Here is a 12,624-nt window from a genome sequence, read left to right on the forward strand (position 1 = left end):
GCAGCCCCTAGGTAGCCCGGATGCAATCCGGGAAATCGGCAAGGCAATCCCCGGATTACATCCGGGCTACGGTGTGGCCAACAGCGCTCGCACCTTGGCGGCAGAAAGGTTCTGCAACTGGCACAGCAAGGCATGGTCGGCCTGGTGTCGGCCATAGCGCTCGCGCAGCAGGTCGAACAGGTGCAGGGTCAGGTTCGCCGCCATCTCGGCATCGGCCAGGGCGCGGTGGGCACGGCCGGTGTCCGGCAGGCCGGCCCAGGCATTGAGGTTGCCCAGCTTGTAGCTCGGCGCTTCCGGCAGCAGGCGCCGAGACAGCAGCAAGGAACAGGCGAAAGGCTGCGAGCGGCGGCGGCGCACCCGCGCCAGTTCGGCATCCCAGAATTTCTGATCGAAGGCGGCATTGTGCGCCAGCAGCGGCCGCTCGCCGATGAAGTCGGCCACTTCGTTCATCACTTGCTGCGCCGGCGGCGCGCTGCGCAGCATGGCATTGCTGATGCCGGTGAGCTGCTCGATGAAGGGGGGCACCCAGGAGCCACTGTTCATCAGGCTCTGATAGCGGTCGACGATACGCCCACCTTCGATGATGGCCACGCCGATCTCGGTAGCGCGCGCCTGGCTCGGCGACACGCCGGTGGTCTCGAAGTCGATGACGGCAATGGATTCCACGTAAAACCTCAGTTATTGCGTAACAACAGCTCACCCTCTATGGGCACGTACAAACTGGCGGCACGAATCAGCGACTGCGCCGTCAGCCCCGGCACGCCGAAGGCGATGGCTTCCACGCCACGGCTGCGCACGCGTTCGAGCAACAGGTCGAAGTCGCCATCGCCCGAAGCCAGGACGATCTCGTCGACGCGCGCGGCGGCATCGAGCACGTCGATGGTGATGCCCACGTCCCAGTCGCCCTTGGCCGAGCCGTCGCTGCGCTGGATATAGGGCTTGAGCTTCACGGTGAAGCCGAGCTTGCGCAGGATCTGCTGGAACTGCTGCTGCTTGGCGTCGCCACGGTCGATGGCATAGGCATAGGCCTCGACTATCACACCACGGCGGCTGACTTCCGCCCACAGCACGCTGTAGTCGAAATGGCAGCCATACACCTGGCGCACCGTGTAATAGAGGTTCTGCACGTCGGCGAATACGGCGATCTTCTTCACCGGGACTCCTCTGGGGAAAATGAGTCGAGTCAGTATGCCAGAGCCTGATGGGGCTGGTCTGGTCATGTCACGCGCCCTATCCTTGCGCCATGCTCGATTGCCTCCCAGGAGTTCTCTTGAATCGCTTTGCCCCCTTCGCGCCACAGGTAGCCCACCGATGAATGCTCTGTCCGTGCTGAGCGACGCCTGGTTCTTCTTCAGCCGCAACCTGTTCAGCATTGCCCGCCTGTGCCTGCCACTGCTGCTGCTCGAGGCCATCTGCCAGGCCCTGCTCGCCGCGCAGCTCGGCGAGAACGCCAACCCGGCCTACGCCATCCTCCTCGGGGCGCTGTTCTACCCGCTGTATGCCGCACCGCTGATTCTCTTCCTGCATGCCCGTAGCCATGGCCAGCAGGCCGACCTGGGCCCATTGCTGGCGGCAGCCCTGCAGCTCTGGCCGCGCTTCGCACTGCTGGTTGGCTTGAGTACGCTGGCGATCATGCTCGGCCTATCGCTGTTCATCGTGCCGGGCATCTGGATCATGGTGCGCCTGGCCTTCGCCGAACTCTTCCTGGTGTTGCACCAGGCGCCACCGCTGCGTGCCTTGCAGAATAGCTTCGCGATGACCGAGGGGCGCTTCCTGCCAATATTCACCTGCCTGGCCTGCGTGCTGGTGCCACTCTGGCTGCTGAACTGGTGGACGCTGCCGGAGCGCACTGACAGCCTGCCTTGGGTGCTGCAACAAACGGCCAGCGGTTTCGCCCAACTGCTTGCCGTGGTAGTGGCCTTCCGCCTATTCATGCTGCTCGAACCCGAGCCGGCGGCAGAGCCGCGAGACAGCGACTAGGCTTGCACACTCGACACACGAGGACGCGACCATGAGTGACAGCAACCCCAGCATCCTGTCTCACGTTTCCATCGGCACCAACCAGTTCGAGGCGGCCAGCACCTTCTATGCCCAGGTACTGGCCACCCTGGGCTGCCGCGAGATCATGCGCCATCCCGGCGCCGTGGCCTTCGGCCGCGACTACCCGGAGTTCTGGGTGCAGACGCCCATCGACGGCCAGCCGGCGACGCTCGGCAATGGCTGCCACTTCGGCTTCATCGCTCCGGACAAGGCTGCGGTGCATGCCTTTCACCAGGCGGCACTGGCAGCCGGTGGCAAGGACGAGGGCCAACCAGGGCCGCGCCCGGACTACGGCGCGCCCTACTACGGCTGTTTCGTCCGCGACCTCGACGGCCACAAGATCGAGGCGGCATTCTGGGATCAGAGCCTGGCTTAGGGCACTCCGGGGCCTCGCCGGCCCGCTAACGCTGCGCCGCACGCGTGCCCCAGCCGTCGGCAAGCATGCTGTCGAGCGCCGCCTGTAGCTGCTCCAGGTGCGTCAGCCGCCAGGGCTCATCAAAACCGCTGCGAACGTGCCGGTTTGAGCCCGGACAGGCGCGGCAGCAGCGCCCGCTCGAACAGGCGCGGGAAGAAACGCGCAAGAATCCGCGCGCGCCAGTCGACGTTGGACAGCACCAGCAGACGCCGGCGCTTGAGCGCGCCCCGGTAGATGGCTTCGGCCACGTCCCTCGGCGAGGCCACCTTGCCCATGGCCAATGGCGGTTGCGCGGCCACCGAGCCGTCGCCCACCAGGGCGTTCTTGCGCAGGTCGGTGGCGGTGAAACCGGGGCACACCAGCATGACGTTGACTCCCGAGCCCTTGAGCTCGTAGCGCAGGGTCTCGAAGAGGCCATGCAGCGCATGCTTGCTGGCGTTGTAGGCGCTGCGATAGAGCAGCGGGGCGATGCCCGACAGGGAACTGAGCACGATGATCTGGCCACCCCGCGCGATCAGGCTGGGCAGCGCCGCCTGGGTGCAGTGCAGGGCGCCGAAGTAGTTCACCGCCATGACCCGCTGGAATACCGCCAGGCTGGTATCGGCGAAGGTACTGCGGTGGGTGACGCCGGCATTGTTGATCAGCACGTCGATGCCGCCGAAGTGCTCGACCGCCAGCGCCATGGCCCGCTGCACCGCGTCGGCGTCGGCCACGTCACAGAGCAGGCCGAGGGCTTCGACGTTGTGGTGGTCGGCCAGGTGCTGCACCAGGCTGTCCAGCGCCGCCTGATCCAGGTCGAGAATCACCAACCGCGCCCCGGCCTGGGCCATGCGCAAGGCCAACGCCCGGCCGATCCCGGCACAGCCACCGCTGATCACCACCACCTTGCGCTCGAATACCTTGTTGGTAAATACCTTGCGATGCATGAGCGTTCTCCTGTCCTCGATTCTTTCTAGCACCCCGGCATGCTGCACACCACCCTTGCCTGGGCGTTACCGGCGCAGTCGGTTATCCTGCCCCGCTCCTGAAAGCCGATCGCCGTCACCGCCATGCCTCTCCCTCGCCTCGTTCGCCTGCTCGCACTGGCCCTGGTGCTACTGCTCGGCGGCCTGTGCGCGCTGATCTACGCCCTGACTTGGCAACCCCAGGCGCGCGAGCCGGCAGCGACCGCCTGCAACGGCCAGGTGCCAACACTGCAACCGGGCCAGGCGCTCAAGGTGATGACCTGGAACGTGCAGTATCTGGCCGGTAAGCGCCACGTATTCTGGTATGACCTGCCCGATGGCGATGGCCCCGACGAACGCCCCAGCGCTGCCGACCTGGCCACCAACCTCGACGAGGTGGTGCGCATCCTGCGCGAGGAGAAACCGGATCTGGTGCTGCTGCAGGAACTGCACGACGGCGCTCGGGCCACCGACTACCAGGATCAGCTCGCGCTGCTGCAAGAACGCCTGAGCGACCTCTACCCCTGCGCCAGCCAGGCCTTCTACTGGAAGGCCGGTTTCGTCCCGCACCCGCGCATCCTCGGCAGCGTCGGCATGAAGCTCGGCACCCTGAGTCGCTTCCAGATCGCCCGTGCCGAACGCCTGCAACTGCCGGAAATGCCCAGCGACCCGATCAGCCGCCTGTTCCAGCTCAAACGCGCACTGCTGCTCAGCTACCTGCCGATCCGTGGCGGCGGCGAGCTGGTGGCCATCAACACCCATTTCGATGCCTTCGCCCAAGGCGATGACACCATGCAGCGCCAGGTGGCGATGACCGATACGCTGTTGCAGCAGCTAAAGAAAGATGACCTGCCCTGGATACTGGGCGGCGACCTCAACCTGCTGCCGCCTGGCCAGTTCCAGCATCTGCCGCCCGCGCAGCGTGGCTGGTACGCCGCCGACAGCGAACTGCTGGCCCTTGCCAGTCGCTACCCGATGATCCCCAGCCTGTCTCAGGCCAACGGCGCCGAACAGGCGCAGTGGTACACCCACTTCCCCAACGACCCCGCCGCCAGCGGCCCGGATCGCACCCTCGACTACCTGTTCTACAGCCAGCGCCTGACGCCCTTCAGCAGCCAGGTACGACAGCACGATACGCAGCGCATCTCCGACCATCTGCCGGTCATCGGGCGCTTCTTCCTGCCGCATCAGGAGTAGGCACGGCAGGCTGGACAGGCCGCCACGACTTCTCCATTCTCAGCTTCAGCACCACCACCCTAACGACAAGACGGCCAAGAGCCGCGACACCTGGATGCCAAGACGCCTCTGCTTGCTATGCTTCACTCTGCTATGGCCGCTCCTCATCCAGGAGGCTACTGCCAAGCCACGCATTCACGTGGGCTACTACGAATTTGCCCCCTATTCCTACACCGACAACCAGGGCCTGCCCAGCGGCTCGGGGCTGGAACTGGTTGCGCACCTGCTCGACGAGGCGGGCTACGAGGCCGAATTTCGCGCCTATCCCGGCGCCCGCCTGTACAACGGCCTGCGCGACGGCAGCGTGCAGCTCTGGTTCGGCGCGCCCGGCAAGCCGGAGCTGGCCGGGCATACCCTGGAAAGCCACCACCTGCTCGGTGAGATCACCCTCAACCTGTATTTTCGCTACGACACGCCGGCCCCCATCATTCCAGACGAGTTGCAGGGGCGCGGGGTCATCCTGATCACGGGCTACAGCTACTGGCAGGAGATCAATCAATGGCTGCACGATCCGGCACGCAACATCATCCAGCACCGCACCGGCAGCCACACCGCGGCACTGGAAATGCTCCAGCGGGGGCGCGCTGACTACCTGCTGGACTATCGCGCCCCCGTCGAGCAGGCCATGAACACGCTGGGCATTGGCAATCTGCCCTTCGTCGAGGTGCAGCACCTGCCGCTGCGGCTGATCTACTCACGCCATGCGCCGGGTGCCGAGCGCCTGCGCGATGAACTCGACCAGGCCTATCAACGGCTGAAGGATGCCGGCCAGGAGCTGTGGCTGTATTGAGTCATCAATCGCCACGCAATCGGGCCAAGGCTCGCTCCAGGCTGGCGTGCGACAGCTCGCCGAGATGGCTGCCGACCTGTCGCCCCTCGGCATCGTAGAACAGCGTGGAGGGCAGTGCGCGCGAGCCCACCAGTTGCCCCAGTCTGACCTGCTCGTCGAGCAGCAGGTTGTCCAGACTCAGTTGCTGGGCAGCCAGAAACTCATGCACCAGCGCGGCGCTTTCCCCCTGATTGACGAAGAGGAAGGCGATTGCGCCCTCGCGCTGCTGCGCCTGCATCAACACCGGCATCTCGCGCCGACAGGGTGGGCACCAGGTGGCCCACAGATTGACCACCAACGGCTGACCGGAGTAATCGCGCAGATTCACCGGATTACCCTGCATGTCGCGCACCTGCAGATCAGGCAATCGTGTGCCCTGCTCCAGCGCATGCAACATCAGGTTGCCACCTAGCCATAGCGCCAGGCCGACGCCCATCGCCACGCCCAAGGAGCGCCGCAACTGCACCTGCCGCCAGCAGTACCAGGCGCCCAACGCCAGCCCGGCGAGCGCGCCCGGCCAGGCGATGAAACCGCCATCGCGGATATCCACCACGCGCCACGGCGCATCGCGGTAGAACTCGGCATACACCAGCACGAAGGCCAGTCGCGCCACCAGCAGCCCGAGCAGCAGTGAGCGAAACAACTGGCGCTCGGGGTTGCAGCCGTGGCGGCGACCGATCAGCCAGCCGACCAGCGTCGCCACGAACAGGCTGCCGAGCAGCAGCACATGGGTGATACCCAGGGCCAGCGGCCCGATGTTCAGGGTCAGCATCGGTTTCTCACTTTCTCGGTTTGGCTCGCGCCGTGGGCTCGGCGATCAAGGGGTCATCCGGCCAGTAGTGCTTGGGGTATCTGCCCTTCAAGTCCTTCTTCACCTCGATATAGGTATTGGCCCAGAAGCTGGCCAGATCCTGAGTCACCTGCACCGGGCGGCGTGCCGGCGACAACAGGTGCAGCTTGAGCCCCAGGCGGCCACCCGCGATACGCGGCGTCGCGGCCAGGCCGAACAGCTCCTGCAGGCGCACGGCGAGCACCGGCGGGTGCTCCGTGTAGTCGATGGCGATGCGCGAGCCGGACGGCACGCTCAGGGTGCGCGGCGCCAGCTCATCCAGGCGTTGCGGCAGCGGCCAGGGCAGCAGCGTGTGCAAGATAGATGGCAGGTCGAGGCCTGCGAAATGGCTGAGGCGATTGACCTTGCTTAAGAATGGCGTCAGCCACTGCTCCAGGCTGGCCAGCAGCGCGGTATCGGACAGATCCGGCCAGTCGCTCTGCCCCTGCTGCTGCACGTCCAACTCGCGCAGCAAGGCCACGCGCGCCTGCCATTGGCGCAGCTCGGGCGTCCAGGGCAGCAGTTCCAGGCCCTTGCGCCGTACCAGGCCGACCAGGGCACGGCAGCGCGCCTCCTCGTCCAGCGCAGCCAACGCCTGGCGCTCCAGCACCAGCTCGCCCACCTTGCGCTGGCGTTCGGCGCGCAGCACGCCTTCGCGCTCGTCCCAGTCGAGCACCTCCAGTGTCTGCACCTGCTCGGCCAGCTCGCCCTCGAACAGCGCCGGGTCGAGATCGGCGGCGAGATAGATGCGCTCCTCGCGCTGGCCCTGACGGCTACCCAGGTCGGCCACCACCAGCCATTCGTGCTTCATCAGCCCATCGGCTTCGCCGAACTGCGCGGCGCGGCCATTGGCCAGGCGGTAGTCGGCACCACCAGCGCGGCGCTGCTGGGCGATGCGATCCGGGTAGGCGAAGGCCAACAGGCAGCCGAGCCAGCGCGGGTGCTCAGGGTCGCTCACGGCCTGGCTCACCGCCCTCCCCCTGAGCAGCCCCTGAAACTGCTTGGCCAATTGCCGGGCACGCTGCACACCGCCCATGGCGTTACGCCCGGCGCGGCTCTCGCCACTGAGCAGAGCCAGTCGGCTGTGCAGATCGGCGCCACCGCCACGCAGAATATCGCGCTCGGACAGCAGCGCGGCCAGGTCGCAGGCCAGCGCGCCGAGGCCCAGCGCCTGGCCACGTAGCAGCAGATGGGCGATGCGCGGGTGGCTGGGCAGCTCCGCCATGGCCTGGCCATGGACATTGAGTGCGCCGCGCTCGTCCAGCGCGCCGAGGCGGCCGAGCAGATCCAGCGCCTGGGCGTAGGTAGCCGGCGGCGGCATGTCGAGCCAGCTCAGCTCCTGCGGCGTCACGCCCCAGCGCAGCAGTTGCAGGGCCAGCCCGGACAGGTCGGCCTGGAGGATCTCCGCACTGGAATAGGCGCTGAGCTGCTCATGCTGCGCCTGCGACCACAGCCGATAGCAGGCGCCAGGCTCAAGACGCCCGGCGCGACCAGCGCGCTGAGTAGCGGACGCACGGGAGATGCGCTGGGTATCGAGACGGGTCATGCCGCTGGCCGGGTCGAAGCGCGGCACCCGCGCCAGGCCGGCATCGATCACCACGCGCACGCCGTCGATGGTCAGGCTGGTCTCGGCGATATTGGTGGCCAGCACCACCTTGCGCTTGCCCGTCGGCGCCGGCTCGATGGCCGCACGCTGGGCGGCCAGCTCCAGTTCGCCATGCAGCGGGCAGAGCAGGATGTCGTCGCGCCCCGCCAGTACCTCGCCGAGTTGCTCGGCCACGCGGCGGATCTCGGCCTGCCCGGGCAGGAACACCAGCAGGCTGCCAGGCTCGTCGGCCAGGGCCTGCTGCACCGCCTGCACGACGCGCGGCTCGATCCATTCGCCCGGCTGAAACGGCGCCCCCCAGCGGATATCCACCGGGAACATGCGCCCTTCACTACGCAATACCGGTGCCTCGCCAAGCAGCGCGGCCAAGCGCTCGCCTTCCAGGGTGGCGGACATCAGCAGCACCTTGAGCGGTGCCTCGCCGCTGTCCGCCGCGCGGAACATGGCGCGACCATTGAGCGTCAGGGCCAGGGCCAGGTCGGCATCCAGGCTGCGCTCGTGGAACTCGTCGAAAATTACCAGGCCGACGCCGTCCAGCGCCGGGTCGTCCTGCAGGCGGCGGGCAAGGATGCCCTCGGTGACCACCTCGATACGCGTGTTCGGCCCCACCTTGCTGTCCAGGCGGATGCGGTAGCCGACCGTCTCGCCCACGCGCTCGCCCAGCTCGCTGGCCAGGCGCTCAGCAGCGGCACGGGCGGCCAGCCGGCGCGGTTCGAGCATGAGGATGCTTTGCCCGGCGAGCCAGGGCGCATCGAGCAAGGCCAGCGGCACGCGAGTGGTCTTGCCAGCGCCGGGCGGCGCTTCCAGCACCACTTCGTGACGGGCGCTCAGGGCATCGCGCAGGGCGGGTAACAGGGCATCGATGGGCAGGGTGTTCATGAAATCTCCGCAACAGGCCGGCGATTATAACGGCGAACCGCCAGCGTGCTGGCCGGTCTGAGAAGTACCGGTAAAGCCGGCACGATGAAGCCCCCTGGCTCAGCCGAGCCGGCCCGAACAACGGTTTTGCAATGTCGAACTGCTATAGTTGCGCCACTTTTTCCTGGAGGTGCTCATGCGCACGAAATCCCGTGTCATCGCTGGCGTCGTCGCCGCAACCCTGCTCGCTCAACTCAGTGCCTGCGGCACGATCTTCTACCCGGATCGTCGCGGCCAGATCGAAGGCAAGATCGACCCGCTGATCGCCGGTGCCAACGCCATCGGCATCCTCTTCTACGTGATTCCCGGCCTGATCGCCTTCGCCGTGGACTTCGCCACCGGCGCCATCTACCTGCCGGAAGGCAAGACCGCCCAGGTCGATCCACAGCAACTCAAGCAGGTCATCGGGGCCGATGGCCAGGTCGACCAACTGGCGCTCAAGCAACTGATCGAGAACAGCACCGGCCAGCAACTGCCGCTTGACGACCCGCGTCTGATCCAGCACAGCGGCAGCAGCCAGCAACTGGCCGCCTACGGCCTGCGTCCGGCCGCCTGAGATCATGCACAACCCGCAGCATGCCAGGCTGATGCGCCTGGCCACCCGGGCAGCGCTGGCGGTGGCGCTGACCCTGGTGCTGGCTAAAGCCATCGCCTGGTGGCTGAGTGGTTCGGTGAGCCTGCTGGCGGGGCTCACCGACTCGCTGCTCGATAGCGCCGCTTCGCTGATCAACCTGATCGCCGTGCACTTCGCCCTGCGCCCGGCAGACGACGATCACCGCTACGGCCATGGCAAGGCCGAAGCGCTGGCCGGTCTCGGCCAGGCGCTGTTCATCGGCGTCAGCGCCATCCTCATCGGCCTGCAGGGCGTCGAGCGTCTGCAATCGCCACAGACACTGGCTGCCGAAGGCGCCGGTATCGCCGTGATGCTGCTGTCACTGGCCCTGACCGTCGCCTTGCTGATCTTCCAGCGCAAGGTGGTACGCGAAACCGGCTCCACGGCCATCCATGCCGACTCCCTGCACTACCGCTCCGACATCATGCTCAACAGCAGCATTCTGCTTGCCCTGCTGCTGACCCGCTTAGGCTGGCAGCAAATGGATGCGCTCTTCGCCATCGGCATAGCCTTCTACATCTTCTGGAGCGCCATCAGCATCGTGCGCGGCGCCATCGCCGTGCTGATGGATGAAGAACTCCCCAGCGAAACCTCCCGGCACATGTACACGCTGGCCACAGCCGTACCCGGCGTACTGGGTGCCCATGACCTGCGCACGCGTATCTCCGGCACGCGCTGGTTCGTCCAGTTGCACCTGGAACTGCCCGGCGAGATGAGCCTGTCCGAGGCCCACGCGCACTGCGAAGCGGTGGAAGCAGCGATCCGCCAGAACTACCCGCAGGCCGAAGTGCTGGTGCATGCCGACCCGCCCGAAGTAGTCCACCACTGAGCCGCCGAATCGCACGCATTAAAAAGGGGCCTTGCGGCCCCCTCGGGAAATCTGTCCGGTGCTGGCAATGGTGTCGCCGCTTTCGTCGCCTGCCTGGTTGGGCAGTGCGGGCCCGGGTGCCGGTGCGATCCGGTGGGATCGTCGGCGCCGGCTCGCCTGGTTGGGCGAGGCCGGTAGGACTTTTCGTCCGGGCCGTGAAACTGAGAGAAAGCTTACGCCTGCTGCGCCGAGAGAAGATTGCGAATATTGCTTACAAACTTACCGATTGCGCAACCAATCACCAAAGGAGCACTATCTAGCGCAATCAAATAATGAGCCAATGAAAAAATGGGCAAACTCGACCGCTACGACCTGAACATTCTTGCCGAATTGCAGCGCAACGCTGCGCTGTCCAATCAGGAGCTGGCCGAACGCATCGGCCTGTCGCCCTCGCCCTGCTCGCGGCGGGTCAAGCAACTGGAAGACGACGGCTATATCATCGGCCAGGTGGCCCTGCTCGATCGCAAGAAGCTCGGCCTGAGCCTGACCGCCTACGTGCTGATTGGCATGGATCGCCACACTCCCGAGCGCTTCGAGCACTTTCAGGATGAGATTCGCAAATGCCCCGAAGTGCTGGAGTGCTGCCTGGTCACCGGAATGGACGCAGACTACCAACTCAAGGTGGTGGTGCCGGACATGGATCATTACCAGAAGCTGCTGCTGGGTACGCTGACGCGGATCGACGGGGTTTCCAGCGTGCGTTCGAGCTTCGTGCTGCAGCAGATTCTCTCCAGCACGCAGTTGCCCTTGCAGCACCTACGCGACTGAAAGTCGCAGGGTGAAACCGATCATGCCGCGCACCAGGTCAGGGCGCGTATAATTTTCGCCCTGCGCTTTCCCTGCGAATAACGAGGCACCATGGAAACCGAACAATTTGAAGCCCTGATGATGTACGTCCTGGTGGGCGGGCTGATCCTGTTCATGTTCTTCATCATCTGGGATCTGGCGAAGAAGTCCAAGGCCGGTCGCCTGGGTACCGCTATCCTGTTTCTCGGCCTGGGGCTATGCTTGTTCGCATTCCTGGCCAAGCCCATCATCACCTACATCATCGAGGTCACCCGCGGCATTCACGGCTGAACCTCACCCGGAAACCCAGGCTGCCTGCCACTCGTCATTCACAAGGAACCTCAATGACCGCCGCCGATCGTGTGATGCAAAGCTATGGCCGCTGCTGCGCCAGCCCGGATTTCTTCGATGCTTTCTACCGCCACTTCCTCGCCAGCTCGCCGCTGATCCGCGAGAAATTCGTCGATACCGACATGACTGCGCAGAAGCAATTGCTACGTCAGGGCATCCTCAATCTGGTGATGCACGCCCGCGGCATGCCTGACACCAAGCTGCGTGCCCTCGGCGAATCGCACTCGCGCCAGCGTCTGGACATTCGCCCCGAACTCTACGACCTGTGGCTCGACGCGCTGCTGCTGACCATCAGCGAGCACGACAAGGAGTACGATGCCAACGTGGGCCAGGCCTGGCGTGAAGTGCTGAACAAAGGTATCGCCGTGATCAAGGCCGGTTATTGATCCAGGTCATTTGTGCCAGGGCCGCCACCTGCGACAAATCGCCCGCGATCCTGAGCGCGCCGCCAATTAGGTGCGCATGGCGCACCCTACGGGGTGGGTAGGGTGTGCCATGCGCACCAAGGCCTCTGCTCTCGGCCACGCCATCCTCACAGGAGCAGCGCCGGCACCTCACGCCACTGCCCAGGCTGCAGGCCATCTAGCCGCCAGGGGCCAATGGCCACGCGCACCAGGCGCAGGGTGGGCAAACCCACCGTAGCGGTCATGCGCCGCACCTGGCGGTTGCGCCCCTCGCGAATCACCAGCTCCAGCCAGGCCGTCGGCACGCTCTTGCGAAAACGTACCGGCGGGTTGCGCGGCCACAGCTCGGGCTCATCCAGGCGCCGCGCCTCGGCCGGCAGGGTCGGGCCGTCATTGAGCGTCACGCCATCACGTAGCTGCTGCAGTTGTTCCTCGCTCGGTTCACCCTCCACCTGCACCCAATAGGTCTTTGGCAGCTTGTGCTTGGGGTCGGCGATGCGTGACTGCAAACGGCCGTCGTTGGTCAGCAGCAGCAGGCCTTCGCTGTCGCGATCCAGGCGCCCGGCCGGATAGACGCCAGGCACTCCGACGAAATCCTTGAGGGTGGCGCGGCCTTGATCGTCGTTGAACTGGGTGAGCACATCGAACGGCTTGTTGAGGATCAACAGGCGCGGCTGTGCAGGTGGCGCCTTGGCCACGCGACGAGGGGCAACGGGGCGGCGACTGGAGGGGGAACGAGGGCGCGACATGCAACGAACTTCGGTCAGACAGGGCTACGCAGTGTA

The 12,624-nt window shown here is 65.8% G+C and carries 15 protein-coding genes; 9 read left to right on the top strand and 6 right to left on the bottom strand.

What is annotated here, in order from left to right; translation table 11 throughout:
- Positions 1–66: 66 nt before the first annotated feature.
- Positions 67–666 (bottom strand): exonuclease domain-containing protein, encoded by a 600-nt coding sequence (locus PVE35_RS21225; protein WP_277372905.1) that lies wholly within the window; start codon positions 664–666, stop codon positions 67–69.
- 8 nt (positions 667–674) lie between these two features.
- A complete protein-coding gene (locus tag PVE35_RS21230; RefSeq protein WP_268179054.1) occupies positions 675–1,154 on the bottom strand; it encodes an NYN domain-containing protein in 480 nt (159 codons plus the stop codon).
- A 157-nt stretch (positions 1,155–1,311) separates the two neighbouring features.
- Between PVE35_RS21230 and PVE35_RS21235 the strand changes: the two genes are divergently transcribed.
- Positions 1,312–1,980: a YciC family protein gene (locus PVE35_RS21235; protein ID WP_277372906.1), complete on the top strand. Its 669-nt coding sequence runs from the start codon at positions 1,312–1,314 to the stop codon at positions 1,978–1,980.
- A 31-nt stretch (positions 1,981–2,011) separates the two neighbouring features.
- On the top strand, positions 2,012–2,416 hold the full coding sequence (locus PVE35_RS21240; protein WP_268179056.1) for a VOC family protein: 405 nt from the start codon (positions 2,012–2,014) through the stop codon (positions 2,414–2,416).
- A 119-nt stretch (positions 2,417–2,535) separates the two neighbouring features.
- On the opposite strand, the gene PVE35_RS21245 is transcribed toward PVE35_RS21240, so the two are convergent.
- Positions 2,536–3,381 carry an SDR family oxidoreductase gene (locus PVE35_RS21245; RefSeq protein ID WP_277372907.1) on the bottom strand — a complete coding sequence of 282 codons (846 nt, stop codon included), beginning with the start codon at positions 3,379–3,381 and terminating at the stop codon, positions 2,536–2,538.
- A gap of 123 nt (positions 3,382–3,504) precedes the next feature.
- On the opposite strand from PVE35_RS21245, the gene PVE35_RS21250 reads away from it, so the two are divergent.
- Positions 3,505–4,596 carry an endonuclease/exonuclease/phosphatase family protein gene (locus tag PVE35_RS21250; protein WP_268179058.1) on the top strand — a complete coding sequence of 364 codons (1,092 nt, stop codon included), beginning with the start codon at positions 3,505–3,507 and terminating at the stop codon, positions 4,594–4,596.
- 178 nt (positions 4,597–4,774) lie between these two features.
- A complete protein-coding gene (locus PVE35_RS21255) occupies positions 4,775–5,425 on the top strand; it encodes a transporter substrate-binding domain-containing protein (RefSeq protein WP_277372908.1) in 651 nt (216 codons plus the stop codon).
- Positions 5,426–5,429: 4 nt separating this feature from the next.
- On the opposite strand, the gene PVE35_RS21260 is transcribed toward PVE35_RS21255, so the two are convergent.
- Both PVE35_RS21260 and hrpB read right to left on the bottom strand, forming a co-directional pair.
- Positions 5,430–6,236: a TlpA disulfide reductase family protein gene (locus tag PVE35_RS21260; RefSeq protein ID WP_277372909.1), complete on the bottom strand. Its 807-nt coding sequence runs from the start codon at positions 6,234–6,236 to the stop codon at positions 5,430–5,432.
- A gap of 7 nt (positions 6,237–6,243) precedes the next feature.
- Positions 6,244–8,778: an ATP-dependent helicase HrpB gene (gene hrpB / locus PVE35_RS21265; RefSeq protein ID WP_277372910.1), complete on the bottom strand. Its 2,535-nt coding sequence runs from the start codon at positions 8,776–8,778 to the stop codon at positions 6,244–6,246.
- Positions 8,779–8,953: 175 nt separating this feature from the next.
- Between hrpB and PVE35_RS21270 the strand changes: the two genes are divergently transcribed.
- The 5 genes from PVE35_RS21270 (at position 8,954) to PVE35_RS21290 (ending at position 11,821) form a co-directional block, all read left to right on the top strand.
- On the top strand, positions 8,954–9,373 hold the full coding sequence (locus PVE35_RS21270; protein WP_268179074.1) for a polyribonucleotide nucleotidyltransferase: 420 nt from the start codon (positions 8,954–8,956) through the stop codon (positions 9,371–9,373).
- Between the two features lie 4 nt (positions 9,374–9,377).
- A complete protein-coding gene (locus PVE35_RS21275; RefSeq protein ID WP_268179075.1) occupies positions 9,378–10,259 on the top strand; it encodes a cation diffusion facilitator family transporter in 882 nt (293 codons plus the stop codon).
- Between the two features lie 327 nt (positions 10,260–10,586).
- On the top strand, positions 10,587–11,066 hold the full coding sequence (locus PVE35_RS21280; protein ID WP_277372911.1) for an Lrp/AsnC family transcriptional regulator: 480 nt from the start codon (positions 10,587–10,589) through the stop codon (positions 11,064–11,066).
- Between the two features lie 90 nt (positions 11,067–11,156).
- A complete protein-coding gene (locus PVE35_RS21285) occupies positions 11,157–11,375 on the top strand; it encodes a DUF2788 domain-containing protein (RefSeq protein ID WP_268179077.1) in 219 nt (72 codons plus the stop codon).
- A 53-nt stretch (positions 11,376–11,428) separates the two neighbouring features.
- Positions 11,429–11,821 (top strand): globin, encoded by a 393-nt coding sequence (locus PVE35_RS21290; RefSeq protein ID WP_268179078.1) that lies wholly within the window; start codon positions 11,429–11,431, stop codon positions 11,819–11,821.
- Positions 11,822–11,967: 146 nt separating this feature from the next.
- On the opposite strand, the gene PVE35_RS21295 is transcribed toward PVE35_RS21290, so the two are convergent.
- Positions 11,968–12,537: a pseudouridine synthase gene (locus PVE35_RS21295; RefSeq protein ID WP_277374920.1), complete on the bottom strand. Its 570-nt coding sequence runs from the start codon at positions 12,535–12,537 to the stop codon at positions 11,968–11,970.
- Positions 12,538–12,624: the final 87 nt, after the last annotated feature.

This window comes from Pseudomonas sp. AA-38 (assembly GCF_029457475.1).
Classification (GTDB): domain Bacteria; phylum Pseudomonadota; class Gammaproteobacteria; order Pseudomonadales; family Pseudomonadaceae; genus Aquipseudomonas.